Genomic DNA, 17,317 nt, shown 5'->3' with positions numbered 1-17,317 from the left:
ACGCCGCACCTGACCGCCCCCTCAGTGCGGGACGTACTGGCGCAGGACGTCTTCGATGATGCGTTCGAGCTGGTCGAGCGTGTTGCAGGTCTTGGCCAGGTGGCAGAAGGGCAGGTAGCGGTTCATCACGCTGTCGCCCTGATTCCAGTAGCTCTCGGGCTCCGGGTTCAGCCAGATCACCGAGCGCGACCGCTCGTGGATGGTGCGCATGATGTCCAGGCGCGGATCGGCATAGTTGGACCGGGCGTCGCCTAGGAAGATCACCGTGGTGTGGCGGTCGAGCTTGTCGAGATGGTTCTCGGCGAAATCCTGCAGGGCGCGGCCATAGTCGGTCTGCTGGAAGCCGATCAGCTTCAGGACCTCTAGGATCGCCTTGTCCACCCCGTGCTCGTCCAGGATCTGGTTCACCGGGATCATGCGGCCGGAAAAGGCGTAGGCGTCCATCCGGTCGACCACCTCATTGAGGCTGTAGAGGAAGGTCAGCAGGAACTGGGCGGCCGCGGCCACCGACTTGGAGACGTCGCAGATGGCGATGATCTTGGGCTTGTCGACCCGCTCGGTCTTCCAGACGACGTTGAACGGCACGCCGCCATAGGCCATCGACTGGCGCAGCGTCCGGCGGACATCCAGGTGCCCCTTGCGGGCCCGGTTGCGGCGGCGGGAGTATCGGTCGGCCAGGCGCTTGGCCATCTTGCGCACCAGGGCCTGCATCACCTGCAGATCGACCGGATCGATGCCGCCCTCGGCGTTCAACGCCTTGCGGGCCAGAAGCTCCTCGCGCAGCTGGCGGCCGCTCTCGGCGGCATAGAGATCGTGCTGGCGCTGGACATAGCGCTGGGCCTCGGCCGCCACGGCCTTGCGGCCGGCCTCCAGCCGGTCGGCCAGGGCGGCGCCGCCTTCGCCTTCGAGCCTGCGGGCCTGGCTGATGATCTTCTCGATCTCGGCTACGCCCATCTCGTCCAGCAGTCGCCGGGTCAGCCGGCTCTTCTGGGTCGACAGACGGATCTCCGAGACCTGGGCGGCCTGGGCGGCGCGCTCCATGGCCTGGGTGAGCGCGGTCGAATCGCCGGCCAGGATGATCTGGGCCAGCTCGGAGCCGGCGGCCTCTTCGGACACATCCTCCAGCTTCGCCTCAGGCGGCGCGGCCTCACCGCCTTCCGGCGGCGGGGGCGGCGTGGCGAAGTCGAACGGGTCCCGGGCGAAGAAGGCGTCGAAGGCCCGGTCGAACCGGCGCACCTCGTCCTCGCTCTTGGCCAGGGTGGCGCACAGGGCGTCCTTCAGCAGCTCGCGGTCGGCATAGCCGATGCGGGCCACGGCCTCGTGGGCGTCGATGGACTCCACCGGCGAGACCCGCACATCGGCGGCCCGCAGGGCGCGGATGAAGTCCTCCATCTGGTGCTGCATGGCGGCGCCTTAAGGAGTCGTCTGGGCCGTCCGCAGCAGTTCGCTGACCTGCGGCTCGACCATCTGGATGTCCTGCTCATACTTCAGGATCACGTTCAGAGTGTCGCGCACCATGGCCGCGTCCAGGCTGTCGGCATGCATCAGGATCAGCGCCCGGGCCCAGTCGACGGTCTCGGAGATCGAGGGCGACTTGCGCAGGTCCATCTCGCGCAGGGCGTGCACGAAGCCGACCAGCTGGTGGGTCAGGCGTTCCTCGATGTTCGGCACCCGGCTGGCGACGATCCGCCGCTCCAGGCTCGCCTCGGGCAGGGGGATGTGCAGGTGCAGGCAGCGGCGCTTGAGCGCGTCGCCCAGGTCGCGGACATTGTTCGAGGTCAGGAAGACGATGGGCGGGGTCTTGGCCTTGATCACGCCGAGCTCGGGCACCGAGGCCTGGTAGGCCGACAGCACTTCCAGCAGGAAGGCCTCGAACGCCTCGTCGGACTTGTCGATCTCGTCGATCAGCAGCACGCAGCCGTCATCCTCTCGCAGAGCCTTCATCAGGGGCCGGGGCTCCAGGAAGGGCTCGGAGAAGAACATGTCGCCCATGCCGTGCAGGCGCTCCATGGCCTCGTCCATGCCGGCCGCGTCGGCCAGTTCGGCGCCCATGCGGTCCTTGAGGATCTGGGTGTAGAGGAGCTGCTTGCCGTACTTCCACTCGTACAGGGCCTTGGACTCGTCCAGGCCCTCATAGCACTGCATGCGGATCAGCGGCAGGCCGAGCAGGGTGGCGGTCGACAGCGCCAGCTCGGTCTTGCCGACGCCGGCGACCCCTTCCACCAGGATCGGCTTCTGCAGGTGGACCGACATGTAGAGCGCCGTGGCGATCCGGCGCGAGGCGATATAGCCGACGCTGGCCAGGCCCTCCACGAGGGCGTCGACCGAGGCGAATGAATCCGAATCCATCGACGGCGAGGCGTTCGCCGCCTGAGCCAAAATCGTCAAAGTCTCAATCTCTCAAAAATTGGGCCGGCGTTGAAAAATCCGCGGCCCCCTTCGGTGCAATCCGCCGATAGTGCCAATTGCGCGCCGCATAAGGCAAGCCTGATCGCCGGAGCCGTCAGGCGATGCCCTCAAGAGGTGCTCTTCAGGGGGCGGTCTTCAGGAAGTCGAGAATGGCGCTGCGGGCCTCCGGCTCGTCCAGGGTCGGGGCATGGCCGACGCCGTCGATATCCAGGCGGCGCATCTGTGGGGCCAGGGCTTGCATCCGCCCAGCGGTTCCGGTGGTCAGCAGGTCGGACTGGCCCCCGCGGATCAGCAGCAGGGGCCGGTTCATCGCCAGGGCCATGAACAGCGGCCAGAGGTCGGGGCTGGACTGGGTCGATCCGGCCGGCGCGCCGGCGAAGGCCTGGGCGATGGCGGGGTCGTAGTCGGGAACGATCCTGCCTGGCTCGATCTCGCGCCAGGTGCGGCGGGCGAAGGTCATCCAGCCCGCGTCGCTCAGGTTCGGCAGGGCGACGCCGTTCACGGCCCTCGACCGCTGGGCGGCTTCGGCCCAGGAGGCGGCGGGCTCGGCGGCGCCCACATAGCTCCCGATGCGGGTCAGGCCCTCGGTGGCGATCTCGGGTCCGATATCGTTGAGGATGGCGCCGGCGATCAGGTCCGGGCGCAGGGTGGCCAGCGTCATGGCGATCAAGCCGCCCATGGAGGTGCCCAGGAATATCCCCCTGGCGATTCCGGCCTCGGTCATCAGGGCCGCCACGTCGCCGGCATAGACGGCGGGGTTGTAGTTGGACGGGTTGGGGTCGTGGGCCGAGCGACCCCGGCCGCGCACATCCAGGGCCAGGACCCGGCGGCCGGCGGCGGCCATGGCGGGCGCGACGCCGTCGAAGTCGCGGCTGTTGCGCGTCAGGCCGTGCAGGCAGATGACCGGCAGGCGGGCCGGGCCCGCGGCCGGCGCATAGTCCCGGGCTGAGAGTTCGAGCCCGTCGGTGGAGGTCCAGGTCCGCTCGACCCCCTCGCTTGCCGGCCCCGACGCCGGAGGGGGCGAGGACCGACCCGACGGCGGATCAGGGGGCTGACCCGCCGGCCGGGGCGCCGGCGTGGCGCCGAACATCAGGGACAGCATCCGTCGCATGGCGCAGGGTCCTCAGGGGCTCGCCGTCGACCCGACCAGCAAGAGCCCCCGTTGGCAAGGACTCATCCCAGGCCATAGGGGCGATAGGGGCCGGCGATGAGCTGTTCGAAGACCCCCAGGCCGCTCTGTTCGGCCTCGCCCGGCCAGGTCAGCCGCACCCGCGACAGGGCCTGGATGTGGACGTGCTCGGGCGCGCCCATGTCGGCGGCCGCCAGGTCGATATCCTCGCGCTCGACCACCAGTTCGCCCTTATAGGCCCCGTGTCGCCAGGCGCCGGAATAACCGATGCCGCGCATGAGGAAGGTGAGGAAGGGCTCGAAGCTCACCTTGGCTACGCCCCCGTCGATGGGAATCTCCAGCACCCCGCCCTTGGCGTGGCGGGTGCCGGGGATCAGTTCGACGCCGGTCATGCAGGCGGCCTCGGTGTGCTGGCCGCCGCCTTGGGCTGCGCCGTCCAGCAGGACCACCGCGCGGGTGTTCCAGGCCGCGCCGTCCGGATCGGCGTTGACGTGGAAGAAGATGCTGCGGTCGGCGAAGTTCAGCGGGGTCCACTGCCAGAAGAAGCCGGTCATGGTCATGGGGACCGGCGGCTGCGGATCTGGCGCGCCCACCGGCCGCACCCCCCAGGAGCGGTCGCGGGAGCCGACCGTGCCGGCCGGAAGGTCGCGCCGCTCGCCGTCCACCTCGATCCAGCCCTCGCAGCGTACGTTCTGGGTCATGCGGGTATAGTCTATGAAGGCCCGCGGCCCGTTGCGGCGGGTAAACCGCGGCTCCTCGATGGGAAAGGCCCGGCCGGTGAAGGTGATCTCGGCCGCCAGGCCCTCGCCGTCCTTCACCGTCACCTTCAGCGTCTGCAGCGGCTCGATCACCTCGATCGAGATCGGACCCACGCTGAGGTCCAGCCGCTCGGAATGCAGGACCCGCGAGGCGTGCAGGCAGTGCTGCGTCCCGTCGCGGATGACGCTGAAATGGGCGTCGGCGATGTTCAGGTGCGGATAGACGCCGAAGGCGACGGCGAAATACGTCCCTCCATCGGGGCTGTAGCCGTTGAAAAAGTAGCGGTCGTAGAAGTTGCGGTCGGTCCCCGCATAGGCGACCGGCTCGGCCGTCTGATGGATGGGAAAATCGTCGGCCTTGGTCAGCATGGCGTCCTCCTCCTGGCGCTCTTTCTTACGTCCATTTGATTGTCGGTATTGCGACGGCGCTCAGGCTCGCAGTATCAATTGTCCAAATAGAACAAAGCAAGGGAGGTGTCGGGCTGCTGACGTCGGGGAATGAAATTGCTGCCGCTAGGTAAGCATTCCGTCGCGTAAGCATACCGTCCAGGGCGATCATGACTGAAACAGCGACGCGCATACCAGACGAACATGCGCAAATTCTCGTCGATCCCGCGGCCTATGCGGACGGGCGTATTCACGAAACCTATGCCTGGCTGAGGGCCAACAACGCCTTCGGGCGCGCTGAGCCCAAGGGTTTCGAGCCCTTCTGGGTGGCGACCCGGCATGCGGACATCCTGGAGATCAGCCGCCAGAACGCCCTGTTCCTGAACGGTGACAAGTCGCCCACCATCGTCAACCAGGAGACCGACGCCAAGATCCGCGAGATGACCGGGGGCAGCCCGCACCTGCTGCGCACCCTGATCCACATGGACGCCCCTGACCACCACAAGTACCGGGCGCTGACCCAGGCGTGGTTCATGCCGCAGAACCTGCGGGCCATGGAGGATCGCATCCGCGGCGTCGCCAGGGCCGCCGTCGACCAGATGGCCGCCACCGGCGGACAGTGCGACTTCGTCCGCGAAGTGGCCCTGCATTATCCGTTGCGTGTGGTGATGGAGATCATGGGCGTGCCGCGGGAGGACGAGCCGCGGATGCTGATGCTGACCCAGGAACTGTTCGGCGCCGCCGACCCGGAACTGGCCCGCAAGGAGGACGTCGATCCCGGCAAGAAGCTGACGCCCGGCGTCATCACCGACTTCTTCGAATATTTCCGCAAGCTATCGGCCGACCGCCGCGCCAACCCCACCGACGACCTCTCCAGCGTCATCGCCAACAGCATGATCGACGGCCAGCCGATCTCGGAATTCGAGGCGATGAGCTACTACATCATCGTCGCCACGGCCGGCCATGACACCACCTCGTCCTCCACCGGCGGGGCCATCTGGGGCCTGGCCGAGAACCCGGCCGAACTGGCCAAACTCAAGGCCGATCCCTCGCTGATCGCCGGCCTGGTGGACGAATCCATCCGCTGGACGACCCCGGTGAAGACCTTCATGCGCACCGTCGCCGAGCCGACCCACATGGCCGGCCGCGACCTGGCGGCCCAGGACTGGCTGATGCTCTGCTACGCCTCGGGCAACCGGGACGAGGCGGTGTTCGACGATCCCCAGGCCTTCCGCGTCGATCGCAAGCCCAACCGCCACCTGGCCTTCGGCTATGGGGCGCACCTGTGCCTGGGCCAGCACCTGGCCAAGATGGAGATGCGCATCCTCTGGGAGGAGCTGATTCCCCGGCTCGAGTCCCTGGAGCTGGCCGGCGAACCGAAGATGTCCCAGGCCATCTTCGTCAACGGACCCAAGACCCTGCCCATCCGCTTCCGCATGCACTAGCCATGGAGGAGGCTGAACTGACCACGCGGCTGGCCGGCTATATCGCCGGCCAGATGCCGCAGGCCCGTGACGTGGCGATTACCGAGGTCGCCCGCATCACCGGCGGCGCCTCGCGCCAGACCTATCGCTTCACCCTGTCGTGGACCGAGGCGGACGGCGCGCCGCGTCGTCGCGGGCTGATCCTGCGCCGGGACCCGGCCGACAGTCTGATCGACACCGAACGCCGCGTGGAGTTCGAGGCCTATCGGGCGTTTCACGGCACGGGCGTGCCGGTGCCCGAGATGCTGTGGCTGGAGGAGGGAAGCGACGCGCTGGGCAGCCCGTTCTTCGTGGCCGAGGAGATCGCCGGATTCCAGGCGGGACCCGGCGCCCTGTGGGCGTCGCCCTATCTGGAGACCCATGCGGTCCTGGGCGCCCGGAAATGGGAAATCCTCGGCCAGATCGCCGCGGCCGACGCGGCGGCGGTTCAGTTGAGCGACACCCTGCCTGCGGTCGCCGCCGAGGACTGCTGGCGGCGCGAACTGGATCATTGGGAAGGGGTGCTCGACGCCGACGAGAGCGAGCCCCTGCCGATCATCCGCGCGGCTATCCGCCACCTGCGGGCCAATCCGCCGCCGCCGGCCCAGAAGGTCGGCGTGGTGCACGGCGACTATCGCACCGGCAACTTCCTCTATGACGACCAGGGCGGCGTCCACGGGGTGCTGGACTGGGAGATGTGCCACCTGGGCGATCCGCTGGAGGACCTGGGCTGGAGCTTCAATCCGGTCTGGTATTTCGGTCAGGGCATGCCCGGCGGGCTGCTGCCGCGCGAGAGCGCCATCGTCGCCTGGGAAAGGGCCAGCGGCCTGCGCGTCGATCCTGCCGCGCTGAAGTGGTGGGAGCTGTTCGCCTGCGTGAAGGGCCAGGCCATCTGGGTCTCCAGCGCCCGGGCCTGGATGGACGGCGCCAACCGCGACCCGATCCTGGTCTATCCGGCCTGGGCCCTGATCAACGCCCAGGACCGCGCCGCCCTGCATGTGATGGGACGCCTATGAAACCCGATGTCTCCCAGGTGCTCGCCGATCTGGCGGGCCGCGTCGCCCGTAACGCCGCGCCACAGATCCCCGCCGCCCAGCGGGCCGGGGAGCTTGGCCTCTCGGCCATGCTGCTGGGTTTGGCCGCCGAGATGTGGGACGGCGCGGCCGAAATCCTCGTCCAGGAAAACGTCGCCCTGCGCACCCTGCTGGGGTCCGGCGCCCGGCTCAGCCAGGACAATGCGCGCCGCCGCTGGCTGGTGGAGCTGGCCGGGGGTCGCGATACGAGCCTTCGCCTGAGCGCCTTACAGAGCGCCAACGCCGAGCTGCGGGTCGCCCTGATCGCCCTGCACGCCGAGCTCGAACGCCGCGACGACGCCGAGGCCAAGGCCCTGGAGGCCGAGGTCTGGGGCGAGCTCGTGGCGGGCGCCGAGCGGCGACGTCTTTCAGGCTCTCCGATCTAGAGCCTGTCCTGATAAGTGGGACCCGGTTATCGGACGAAACGCGCTCAAGGCTCTAAGCTGGTCGACAAGCGGGCCGCACTCGTCTTTTCTGGCGCCCGCTCGGCCGGAACAGGCCGGGATTTTTGAAAACATTTTTGAGGGATGGAGACGTATGCCGCCTCGCATTTTGCCGGAGCCGACTCCGGAGACCCAGCATTTCTGGGACGGGACCCGCAACGGGGAGCTGCTGCTCCAGCGTTGCAAGGAGACCGGTGAAGCCTATTTCCCCCCGCGCCCCTTCGCGCCCAAGACCGGCTCGCGCAATGTCGAGGTCTTCAAGGCCAGCGGCCGCGCCACCCTGCATTCCTACGTCATCAATCATCGCCCCCGCCCGGACATGGGGACCGAGCCCTACGCCATCGCCGTGGTGCAGCTCGAAGAAGGCCCGCGGATGATGACCAACATCGTCGGCTGCCCCCAGACGCCCGAGGCCCTGGTGCTCGACATGCCTCTCGAGGTCGTCTTCGAGAAGATGAGCGACACCATCACGCTGCCGTTCTTCCAGCCGGCCAAGGGGTAAGGCGACCATGAAGCAGAAATCTGTCGCGGTCGTAGGCGCCGCTGAAACCACCAAGATGGGCAAGATTCCGGACGTGTCCGTGATCGGCCTGCACGCCGACGCCGCCCTCAACGCCATGGCCGACGCCGGCCTGAAGCCCACCGATATCGACGGCGTGGCCTGCGCCGGCATCTCGCCGGTGGAGCTCGCCCAGTATCTGGGGATCACGCCCACCTATGCCGACGGCACCAGCGTCGGCGGCTGTTCCTTCATGCTGCACGTCCGCCATGCGGCCGCGGCGATCAACGAAGGGCTGTGCAACACCGTCCTGATCACCCATGGCGAATCCGGCCGTTCGCGGGTGGGTGTCGGCGGCTTCGGCCGCGCAGCCTCCAGCCTCATGGGCCAGTTCGAGATGCCCTATGGCGTTACGGCTCCCCCGACCATGTTCACCATCCCGGTGCTTCGCTACATGAAGACCTATGGGGTGACCGAGGAAGACCTGGCCAATGTGGCGGTGATCCAGCGGGAGTGGGCGGCCAAGAACCCCCGCGCCTCCTACAAGGACCCGATCACGGTCGACGACGTGCTCAACTCCGACATGATCGCCTGGCCGTTCCGCAAGCTGATGTGCTGCCTGGTCACCGACGGCGGCGGCGCGCTCATCCTGACCAGCGCCGAGCGGGCCAAGGACTTCCCGCAGAAGCCGGTCTATGTGCTGGGCACGGGCGAGAGCGTCGAGACCCCGATGGTCAGCCAGATGGAGGACTTCACCTCGTCCAAGGCCTTCCGGGTCTCGGGCAAGAAGGCCTTTGACGAGGCCGGCATCAGCCATGCCGACGTCGATCACCTGATGATCTACGACGCCTTCGCCCATCTGCCGCTCTACGGCCTGGAAGACCTCGGCTTCTGCAAGCCGGGCGAGGCCAAGCACTTCATCAATGAGCGCAACACCGCCATCGGCGGCAAGCTGCCGCTGAACACCAATGGCGGCGGCCTCTCCTACATGCACTCAGGGATGTACGGCATGTACGCCCTGCAGGAGAGCGTTCGTCAGATGCGCGGCATTGCGCCGGCCCAGGTGGATGGCGCCAAGATCAGCGTCTGCCACGGGGTGGGCGGCATGTTCGCCGCCTCGGGCACGGTGATCTTCTCCAACGAGGCCTGATCGGCCTGAGACCCGCCCCTGGAGCCTTGCGCTTCGGGGGCGGCGTTCTCGTCAGTCGGCGGGCGTCGCCTCGCCGCCGGCGTCATCCACGCGAAGGCGATCGGTCAGGGCCCAGAGGCCTTCGACCATGGCGTTGAGATTGTCGCGCCCCGCCGCCTCGGTATTCCAGATCAGCCGCATGCCGTTGACGTGGAGCTTGATCGAAGCCCAGTCCGCCTCGTCGCGGGTGCGCAGCTTGTCGGCCAGTTCGCACAGGCTGTAGGCCGCGCGGCAGAGCTGCTTGTCGTCGAACAGACCGGCGATATCGAGGACCTGGGTCGAGAGGTCATAGACCGAATCCATCGGCGCATCGCGGGTGTCGCACAGCCATTCCAGGGTCTCGAGGGTTTCCCCGATGGCCTCATAGGAGCGGCCCTGCTGGGCCGCCAGCTCGCGCCCGGCGCGGCTGTTGGCCATGCCGGCGGTCATGCCGCCGGGCTCGGTGACGTGCTGGGCCAGGCGGTTCCTGACCTTGAAGACTTCAGCCTCGCTCATAGGGCGGCCTTTTGTGGCTTAAGCAACATGTCGATTTCGTCCTGATCCATGTTCGGATCCTTGGCCGCGCCCACATGGGTGGACAGGTCGTCCTTGCGGCGGCCCTTGACCCCCAGGGGCGGGCCGATATTGCGGAACCGGCGGTCGGGGCCGACATAGGTGTCGCTCCGCACCATGGCCCGTTCGTCCTTCGCCACCCAATAGATCCGCTGCAGCAGGACCTCCGGCGTGAAGGGCTTGGAGACGATGAAATTGGCGCCGCAGTCGCGGCTGCTCTCGACGGTGCTCCGCGCCGCGTGACCCGTCAGCATGATGACCGGGGAAAAACGCGCCTCTTCCGGCCCCTCCCGGCGCAGCCAGCGCACGAACTCGTAGCCGTCCATGTCGGGCATGACCGTGTCGCAGACGATCAGGTCGATCTCCCGGCTGCGCAGGATGGTCTGAGCCTCGGCGGCCGAACCACACTTGACCTGCCGAAGGACGCCAAAGCCGCGGAAGATCGAGGCGAGCACGTCCAGGGCCTGCGCATTGTCGTCAATCAGCAGGACGTTGGACCGCGCCAGGTTCATCCGGATGTCGGGATGAAGGCTCATGGCTGGGCGGCCTCAGAACAGGTCAAGGTCGCCCGATCCATTGTCCTTGGGGGGCGGGATCAGGGTGGCGCTATAAAGGCAGGCGCGAAGCCGGCCGGCCAAGTCGCTCAGGGGCACCTGGGCCAGGACCACGTCAGGGTCCACCGTGCGGGCGCTGGTCAGTTCGCCTGACAGGCCCCGGGTGAAGACCGACAGGGCCGCCAGGTGCTGGGTCAGGACATCGAGGGTCTGGGCCTCGCTGAGCGCCAGGGCCCGCGGTTCGCCTTCGACGGCGGCCGCCAGGCGGGTGACCAGATCCTCCAGGCGCGCGCACAGCTCTCCGGCGTGGTCCAGCTCCGCCGCCAGGGCGGCGAGGACCGGAGGAGCGAGGGCGGCGACCTGGGCTGGGCGCATCAGAACAGCTCCACCGCGCCTTCGGCCACCGGCAGCGGCGCAGGGGCGCGCGGCTTGGCGACTTCCTTGAGTTCGTTGGTGTCGGTGACGGTCTTCTGCTGGGCCCGGCCGCTGACCGGCCAGAACTGGATACGCCGGGCGCCAAAGCCGCCCAGGCTAGTGCCGACCACCGGAATCCCTTCGTCCCGCAGGAAGCGCTCGGCGAAGGCGGCGTTGGAGGCGCCGACGTCCGAAAGACCGCTGAACATGCGCGCTCCGCCGAACAGCTTGGCCTGCATGTTCTCGCGCCGCGCGCCCATGCGCAGCAGCTCGTTGATCAAGAGCTCCATGGCGAAGGCGCCGTAGCGGCGGCCCTCATTGGCGCCCTCGGCCTTGCCCTCGGGCAGCAGGAAGTGATTCATCCCGCCGACGCCCCGCTGAGGATCCCACAGGCAGACCGCCACGCAGCTGCCCAGGATGGTGGTCAGGGTGATTTCGGGATCGTCGGTCACATAGTGCTCGCCCTGCACCACGTGAACTCGCCGTCCGGGCCGGTTCGAGATGTTCTCAACAATCATTCGAGGGGTCCGAAAACGGCTTCGATCTTTTCCTTCAGGATCTGGGTCGTGAAGGGTTTGACCAGATAGTTGTTCACGCCGAACTGGACCGCCCGCTGCACCAGCTCGCGGTCGGCGCGGCCGGTCAGCATGATGACCGCGGTCTTGGAGATCGGCCCATGGGCGCGGATGGCCCGCAGGAGGCCAAGCCCGTCGAGCTTGGGCATGTTGAAGTCGGTGATCACCAGATTGACCGGCTGGGCCAGCAGCAGGCGCAGGGCGTCCTCGCCATCGGCGGCCTCCCGCGTCTGGTTGATGCCCAAGGCGTTCAGGCTGGTGCGGATCAGCGAGCGCATGGACTGCTGATCATCGGCGATCAAGGTCTTGATGGCTCCGGGGGCGGGCATCAGGCGCTCCTTTGCGGTTCGGCGGCCGCGCATATTCCAAGGATGGCCGAGCTCATGCGAGCAAGCGGCGATTGCTTTTCCACCGCGCCGATCTCGTAGGCCGCGCGGGGCATGCCGTAGACGACGCAACTGGACTCGTCCTGGCCCAGGGTGCGGGCCCCAGCCTGGCGCATGGACAAGAGGCCCTGGGCGCCATCTCGGCCCATGCCGGTCAGGATGACCCCAAGGGCGGGGCGGTTCAGACGGGCGACGGATTCAAACAGCACATCGACCGAAGGACGATGGCCGCTGACGGGGCCGTCCGCACGCAGGCGGCAGGACAGGTGGGTGGTTCCCGACACCTCAAGATGAGCTTCGCCGCCGGGCGCCAGATAGACATGGCCAGGGGCGAGCCGGGCGCCGTCCCAGGCCTCGGCCACCTTGGCGCCGGACACCCGGTCCAGCCGCTCGGCGAAGGAGCGGGTGAAGGTGGCCGGCATGTGCTGGGTGATCACGGTGGGCGGGCAGGTGGCCGGGAAGGCCGAAAGAATGGTCATGAGCGCCTCGACCCCGCCGGTGGACGAGCCGATGGCCACGATGATGTCGTCAGCCCTGTAGGACCGCGTGTCCTCCACCTTGGTGACGTGCCCGACGAAGGGGCGCACCCGGGCGCGGGCGGCGGCCTTCACCTTCTCGGCGAGATCGGCGAAGGCTTCGACGGCGGTATGGCCCGCGCCGGGCTTGCCGACGCAATCGACAGCCCCGAGCTCCATGGCCGTCAGGGTCGCCTCGGCGCCGGCCTGAGTCAGGGTGGAGACCATGACCACGGGCATCGGGCGCAGCCGCATGATCTTCTCGAGGAAGTCGAGACCGTTCATGTGCGGCATCTCGACGTCGAGGGTGATCACGTCGGGATTCAACCGCTTGATCGCCTCACGGGCCTCCAGGGGATCGTTGGCGAAGCCCAGCACCTCGATCTCGGGGTCCTGGCGCAGCGTGGCCGCGATGAGGCTGCGCATCGTGGCGGAGTCGTCGACAATCAGTACACGAACTGTCATCTGGCGGCCCTCAGCTGATAGGTGGTGAGGCCTGCGGTCTCCAGGGTCGCCACAGCAGGGCCGGAGACCCGCTCGGAGTGCCCAATATAGAGCGTGGCGCCCGGCGCCATGGCCGGGACGAAGCGGCTCCAGATGCGCTCCTGGGTCGGTTCGTCGAAATAGATCACCACATTGCGGCAGAAGATCACGTCGAAACGCCCGCGCATGGGCCAGTCGCCGATGAGGTTCAATTCGCGGAAGGCCACCAGGTCGCGCAGTTCCGGCGACACCGACCAGATGCGGCCGTCGGCGGCGGGAACCTTCTCGAACCAGCGCCGGCGCAGCTCCAGCGGCACGGGGGAGACCGCGTCCTCGCGGTAGCAGCCGACCTTGCCTTCAGCGACCATGTTCGGGTCGATGTCGGTGGCCAGGATCTTCACATCCAGCCGCGCAGCTTCCGGCAGGACCGACAGCAGCGTGATGGCCATGGAATACGGCTCCTGGCCGTTGGAGCAGGCGGCCGACCACATGCGCACCCGACCACCGGCTCGCGCGCGGGCGGCCAGTTCCGGCATCACCTTGTCGCGCAGGTGATCGAAGTGGTGCGGCTCGCGGAAGAAGCGCGTCACATTGGTGGTCAGGGCCGCCATCATGGCCTGGCGCTCGTCCAGGCTGTCGGCGTCCTCCACCAGGGCGCAGTATTCGCGGAAGCTGTGCAGCCCAAGGGTGCGCAGGCGCTTGGCCAGGCGCGAATAGACCAGGGCGGCCTTGCCTTCGTTGAGCGCGATCCCTGCATGGGCGTGCAGGATCTGAGCGATCTTGCGGAAGTCGTCGGTGGTCAGCAGGAATTCGCCGTCGACCAGACCTTCGTTCTTTGCGCCGCGCCGGGAGTCGGGGGTCTGCGTCATGCCGCCTCGGCTTCGGTCTCGGGCAGAACCCGGTCCAGGGCGATGAGGCTGACCATGCGGCCTTCGAGGGCGAACAGGCCCTTGACGAAGGTCTTCACCTGGTCGCTGGCGACATCGGGGGTCGGCTGAACCAGATCGTCGCTCATATTGATGATGTCGGAGACCGCATCCACCAGCAGGCCGATGGTCCGCTCGCCGATATGGACCACCATGATGACGTGGCGGGCGGTGGGCTCCGACGTGGTCAGGCCCAGGCGTGCGCCCAGATCGATGATCGGCAGGACCGCGCCACGCAGGTTGATGACGCCCTTCACGAAGGACGGGGTGCGGGGCAGGGGGGTGGCCGGCGCCCAGCCGCGGATTTCCCGCACCGACATGATGTCGACGCAGAATTCCTGGTCGCCGATGCGGAAAGCGATGAGTTCGCGCCGCTGGGCGACGCCTGGAGTCACGGTGTCAGTCATGGTGTCCGTCATGGTCAAACCGCCATTCGCTTCTCGATACGGGGAGCCTTGCGACGGGAGGTGGTCACCAAGGCGTCCACATCCAGGATCAGGGCCACGCGGCCATCGCCAAGGATGGTCGCCGCAGCGACGCCGTGGATGTGCTGATAATTGGCTTCCAGGCTTTTGATGACCACCTGGCGCTGCCCCTGGATCGCCTCGACCAGCAGGGCCGCCTTGCCGCCGCCTTCGCTCTCGACCAGGACGGCGACGCCGGAGGCCGGCGGCAGAGGCTCATCGCGGAAGCCGAGCGCCATGCCCACGTCGATCAGGGGCACGAAGGTGTCGCGGATGCGGATCACCGCGTCGCGGCCGCCCACCAGGTGAACGTCCTCGGCGCGGGGCGTCAGGCTCTCGACGATGTTGGAGAGCGGCGCCACCAGGGTCTGCTCGGCCGCCGAGACCACCATGCCGTCGAGGACGGCCAGGGTCAGGGGCAGGCTCATGGAGAATTTCGAGCCCTTGCTGGGCTCCGAGGTGATGGAGATCCGCCCGCCCAGCGCCTGGATGGAGCGCTTGACCACATCCATGCCGACGCCGCGGCCCGAGATGTCGGACACCACATCGGCGGTGGAGAAGCCCGGCAGGAAGATCAGGTTGTCGATCTCGTCGTCCGACAGCACGGCGTCCTCGGCGATCAGACCCTTGGCCACGGCGATGCCGCGAACCCGGGGGCGATTGATGCCCCGGCCGTCGTCCTGGACCTCGATGACGATGCGGCCGCCGCGATGCAGGGCGGCCAGGCGGACCGTGCCTTCGATGGCCTTGCCGCCGGCCTCGCGCTCCTCAGGCGTCTCCAGCCCGTGGTCGATGGCGTTGCGCAGCATGTGGGTGATGGGGTCGGACAGGCGTTCGATGACGGTCTTGTCGACCTCGGTGTTCTCGCCGTCCATGACCAGGCGGACCTTCTTGCCCACCATGTCGGCCACTTCGCGAACCAGACGCGGCATCCGTTGGAAGACCGACTTCACCGGCTGGGCGCGGATGGCCATGACGCTGTCCTGGATCTCCCGGGTCAGCAGTTCCAGGTCCTCAAGACCCAGGGCCACGTCGGAGGAGCGGGCCAGGCCGCTTTCGAAGACCCGTTGGGACAGCATGGCCTGCTGGATGACCAGCTCGCCCACGGCGTTGATCAGGCGATCGACGCGGTCGAGATCCACACGGATCGTCGGGGTCGCCGCTGTGGCGCCGGCGGCGGCCGCGGTCCGCTCGGCCCGGGCGTCAGCCTTCGGGTCCGGCTTGGGTTCGGTCTTGGCGGGAGGCGCGGCGGCCTGGACATGGTCCAGGGACGCCTGTTCGGCCAGGGCGATCAGACCGGCCACGTCCATATTGGCCGGGTCGGCCTTCGGGGCGGCCTGGGCGGGCTCGGGGACGGGCTGCGGCATGGCTGCGGGCGGCGGCGCTGCTTCGGGCGCCGGCTCTCCCTGCACACGGGCCAGCAGCGCCTCAAGATCGAGGGGCGCGGCGGCGGCGGCCTCCACGGCGCTCGCCGGGGCGTCGCTTTCCGGATCGTCGACGGTCGGCGTCTCGGCGCTTGCGGCCTCGGGCTCACCGTCACGGCAAATGATCAGCTCGCAGTCGTCCTCGACGAATTCGAAGACTTCCCGCACGTCGGATTCGGTCGCCTCGCCCCGGAGACGGATGGTCCAGGAGAGATAGGCCTGTTCGGCCGAAAGCTGGTCCAGGGGCGGCACGGCGGCCGTATCGACCACGACCTCGACGTCCCCCAGGCGCGCGAGTTCGCGCAGCACCAGGCCCGTCTCGTTGGCCTTGGCGTACATCTCGGCCTTGGGCCGGAAGGTGACGAGCCAGGCCGGGGCGGCCGTTGTGGCCTGCGGCGGCGCACCGGCCGGCGCCGTGGCGGCGGCCATCAGGGCGGCCACATCCACCTCGGGCGCGTCGGCGGCGGGTTCATCGAGGCTGAGGACGATCGGCACGAAGCCGAAATCCTCATCGGCCCCGTCGTCGGAGCCATCGCCGTCAAGGCCAAGCTCGGCGGCGCGCTCCTGGTCGATCAGGCCCTGCAGGTCGGCGATCATGCCCAGGGTGCGGCCCTCGTCGACCGATCCGCCGCTGCGGGCGGCGGCCACGTGGTCGGCCAGCACGTCGGAGGCGCGCAGGAGAACCTTGGCGACCTCGTCGGTCAGGTGCAGCCGGTCCGAGCGCATTTCGTCCAGGACCGTTTCGAAGATGTGGGCGAAGCGGATCAGTTCATCGAGACCGAAGGCTCCGGCCCCGCCCTTCACCGAGTGGACCGCCCGGAAGACCGCATTGATGGTCTCGGAATCATCGTCGCCGGCTTCCATGGCGAGCAGCCCCGACTCCATGTCGGTCAGCAGCTCGTCGCACTCCTGGAAGAAGGTCGCCTTGATGCTCTCAAATGGGTCCACAGGGTCGCTCCGCGGTCAGGGCTGGCTTGGGTCGGCGCTGGCTTGCGCCTAGGCGGCGACGCGGCGAATGGCGTCCACCAGCTTGGTCGGATTGAACGGCTTGACGATCCAGCCGGTGGCCCCGGCGGCCCGAGCCCGCTCCTTCTTGGTCGCATCGCTCTCGGTGGTCAGGACGAGGATCGGGGTCGCCCGGTGGGCCGGATCGGCCCGCACGCCTTCGATGACGCCAAAGCCGTCCATGCGCGGCATGTTGATGTCGGTGATGACCACATCGGCGCCTTCAGCGCGCAGGACCTCGAGGCCCTCCACGCCGTCGACGGCCTGGATCACGCGATATCCGGCCTGCACCAGGGCCATGTTCAGCATTTCACGCATGGTGCGAGAGTCGTCGATGGTCAGAACGGTCTTGTTCACAGGCTTGCCCCTTCGGGTTCGAAATCGATCTGCGGCGCGCCGAAGGCGGCCAGTTGTTCAAGAAAACCTTCGGAGGCCTGCTCAATGCGAAGAGGCAATCCGTCTTCCGCCCAGCTCATCCGCGCCGACAGCAGGACCTGCAGGCAGAGCCCGCCGAGCCGGCTGACCTGAGAGGCGTCCACCTGCAGGGGGCGCCCGCGCAGAGCCATGAGCTCTGCGCGAAGCGGTTCGGCGGCCTGGAGATCGAGCACCGGGCAGAGACTGACCTCGGCGACGTTCGTGTCTGTTTCAGACATCAGGTTTGTTCCCCCC

At 68.0% G+C, this 17,317-nt stretch carries 20 protein-coding genes; 5 read left to right on the top strand and 15 right to left on the bottom strand.

Annotated elements, in window-relative coordinates; genetic code table 11:
• Positions 1 to 21: 21 nt before the first annotated feature.
• The 4 genes from Q8L83_RS12980 to Q8L83_RS12965 form a co-directional block, all read right to left on the bottom strand.
• Positions 22 to 1,404 (bottom strand): VWA domain-containing protein, encoded by a 1,383-nt coding sequence (locus tag Q8L83_RS12980; RefSeq protein ID WP_305287579.1) that lies wholly within the window; start codon positions 1,402 to 1,404, stop codon positions 22 to 24.
• A 9-nt stretch (positions 1,405 to 1,413) separates the two neighbouring features.
• Positions 1,414 to 2,349, bottom strand: a complete 936-nt coding sequence (locus Q8L83_RS12975) for a MoxR family ATPase (RefSeq protein WP_305287577.1) — start codon at positions 2,347 to 2,349, stop codon at positions 1,414 to 1,416.
• A gap of 181 nt (positions 2,350 to 2,530) precedes the next feature.
• The gene (locus Q8L83_RS12970; protein WP_305287575.1) at positions 2,531 to 3,520 is read right to left on the bottom strand and encodes an alpha/beta fold hydrolase; all 990 of its coding nucleotides are present in this window, start codon (positions 3,518 to 3,520) and stop codon (positions 2,531 to 2,533) included.
• Between the two features lie 62 nt (positions 3,521 to 3,582).
• Positions 3,583 to 4,665 (bottom strand): hypothetical protein, encoded by a 1,083-nt coding sequence (locus tag Q8L83_RS12965; RefSeq protein ID WP_305287573.1) that lies wholly within the window; start codon positions 4,663 to 4,665, stop codon positions 3,583 to 3,585.
• A gap of 188 nt (positions 4,666 to 4,853) precedes the next feature.
• Between Q8L83_RS12965 and Q8L83_RS12960 the strand changes: the two genes are divergently transcribed.
• The 5 genes from Q8L83_RS12960 (at position 4,854) to Q8L83_RS12940 (ending at position 9,311) form a co-directional block, all read left to right on the top strand.
• Positions 4,854 to 6,128 carry a cytochrome P450 gene (locus Q8L83_RS12960; protein ID WP_305287571.1) on the top strand — a complete coding sequence of 425 codons (1,275 nt, stop codon included), beginning with the start codon at positions 4,854 to 4,856 and terminating at the stop codon, positions 6,126 to 6,128.
• 2 nt (positions 6,129 to 6,130) lie between these two features.
• Positions 6,131 to 7,162, top strand: coding sequence for a phosphotransferase family protein (locus Q8L83_RS12955; protein ID WP_305287569.1), 1,032 nt, complete (start codon positions 6,131 to 6,133; stop codon positions 7,160 to 7,162).
• Entirely contained in the window at positions 7,159 to 7,605 is a 447-nt protein-coding gene (locus Q8L83_RS12950; protein ID WP_305287567.1) for a hypothetical protein, read from the top strand. Before Q8L83_RS12955 ends, Q8L83_RS12950 begins: the two co-directional genes overlap by 4 nt.
• A 151-nt stretch (positions 7,606 to 7,756) precedes the next feature.
• The gene (locus tag Q8L83_RS12945) at positions 7,757 to 8,164 is read left to right on the top strand and encodes a Zn-ribbon domain-containing OB-fold protein (protein ID WP_304712856.1); all 408 of its coding nucleotides are present in this window, start codon (positions 7,757 to 7,759) and stop codon (positions 8,162 to 8,164) included.
• A 7-nt stretch (positions 8,165 to 8,171) separates the two neighbouring features.
• Positions 8,172 to 9,311, top strand: a complete 1,140-nt coding sequence (locus tag Q8L83_RS12940; RefSeq protein WP_305287565.1) for a thiolase domain-containing protein — start codon at positions 8,172 to 8,174, stop codon at positions 9,309 to 9,311.
• A gap of 51 nt (positions 9,312 to 9,362) precedes the next feature.
• Here the strand turns inward: Q8L83_RS12940 and Q8L83_RS12935 are convergent, their stop codons facing one another.
• Genes Q8L83_RS12935 through Q8L83_RS12885 form a run of 11 tightly spaced genes read right to left on the bottom strand, consistent with a single transcriptional unit; the run spans position 9,363 to position 17,301 of the window.
• The gene (locus Q8L83_RS12935; protein WP_305287563.1) at positions 9,363 to 9,845 is read right to left on the bottom strand and encodes a hypothetical protein; all 483 of its coding nucleotides are present in this window, start codon (positions 9,843 to 9,845) and stop codon (positions 9,363 to 9,365) included.
• Positions 9,842 to 10,438, bottom strand: coding sequence for a response regulator (locus Q8L83_RS12930; RefSeq protein ID WP_305287561.1), 597 nt, complete (start codon positions 10,436 to 10,438; stop codon positions 9,842 to 9,844). Before Q8L83_RS12930 ends, Q8L83_RS12935 begins: the two co-directional genes overlap by 4 nt.
• A 12-nt stretch (positions 10,439 to 10,450) precedes the next feature.
• Complete coding sequence (locus Q8L83_RS12925) at positions 10,451 to 10,831, bottom strand: hypothetical protein (protein WP_305287559.1); 381 nt, start codon at positions 10,829 to 10,831, stop codon at positions 10,451 to 10,453.
• Complete coding sequence (locus Q8L83_RS12920; RefSeq protein ID WP_305287558.1) at positions 10,831 to 11,388, bottom strand: chemotaxis protein CheD; 558 nt, start codon at positions 11,386 to 11,388, stop codon at positions 10,831 to 10,833. Before Q8L83_RS12920 ends, Q8L83_RS12925 begins: the two co-directional genes overlap by 1 nt.
• On the bottom strand, positions 11,385 to 11,774 hold the full coding sequence (locus tag Q8L83_RS12915) for a response regulator (RefSeq protein WP_304712850.1): 390 nt from the start codon (positions 11,772 to 11,774) through the stop codon (positions 11,385 to 11,387). Before Q8L83_RS12915 ends, Q8L83_RS12920 begins: the two co-directional genes overlap by 4 nt.
• On the bottom strand, positions 11,774 to 12,811 hold the full coding sequence (locus tag Q8L83_RS12910; RefSeq protein WP_305287556.1) for a chemotaxis response regulator protein-glutamate methylesterase: 1,038 nt from the start codon (positions 12,809 to 12,811) through the stop codon (positions 11,774 to 11,776). Before Q8L83_RS12910 ends, Q8L83_RS12915 begins: the two co-directional genes overlap by 1 nt.
• Complete coding sequence (locus Q8L83_RS12905) at positions 12,808 to 13,698, bottom strand: protein-glutamate O-methyltransferase CheR (RefSeq protein WP_305287554.1); 891 nt, start codon at positions 13,696 to 13,698, stop codon at positions 12,808 to 12,810. The genes Q8L83_RS12910 and Q8L83_RS12905 overlap by 4 nt, the downstream gene beginning before the upstream one ends.
• On the bottom strand, positions 13,695 to 14,162 hold the full coding sequence (locus Q8L83_RS12900; protein ID WP_300577294.1) for a chemotaxis protein CheW: 468 nt from the start codon (positions 14,160 to 14,162) through the stop codon (positions 13,695 to 13,697). The genes Q8L83_RS12905 and Q8L83_RS12900 overlap by 4 nt, the downstream gene beginning before the upstream one ends.
• A gap of 14 nt (positions 14,163 to 14,176) precedes the next feature.
• Positions 14,177 to 16,591, bottom strand: coding sequence for a chemotaxis protein CheA (locus Q8L83_RS12895; protein ID WP_305287549.1), 2,415 nt, complete (start codon positions 16,589 to 16,591; stop codon positions 14,177 to 14,179).
• Positions 16,592 to 16,639: 48 nt separating this feature from the next.
• The gene (locus Q8L83_RS12890; RefSeq protein WP_293316234.1) at positions 16,640 to 17,005 is read right to left on the bottom strand and encodes a response regulator; all 366 of its coding nucleotides are present in this window, start codon (positions 17,003 to 17,005) and stop codon (positions 16,640 to 16,642) included.
• A complete protein-coding gene (locus Q8L83_RS12885; protein ID WP_305287544.1) occupies positions 17,002 to 17,301 on the bottom strand; it encodes an STAS domain-containing protein in 300 nt (99 codons plus the stop codon). Before Q8L83_RS12885 ends, Q8L83_RS12890 begins: the two co-directional genes overlap by 4 nt.
• Positions 17,302 to 17,317: the final 16 nt, after the last annotated feature.

The organism is Phenylobacterium sp. (assembly GCF_030680185.1).
Taxonomy (GTDB): Bacteria; Pseudomonadota; Alphaproteobacteria; order Caulobacterales; family Caulobacteraceae; genus Phenylobacterium.
Note: the sequence above shows the minus strand (reverse complement) of the source record. Positions and strands in the feature narration are given on the sequence as shown.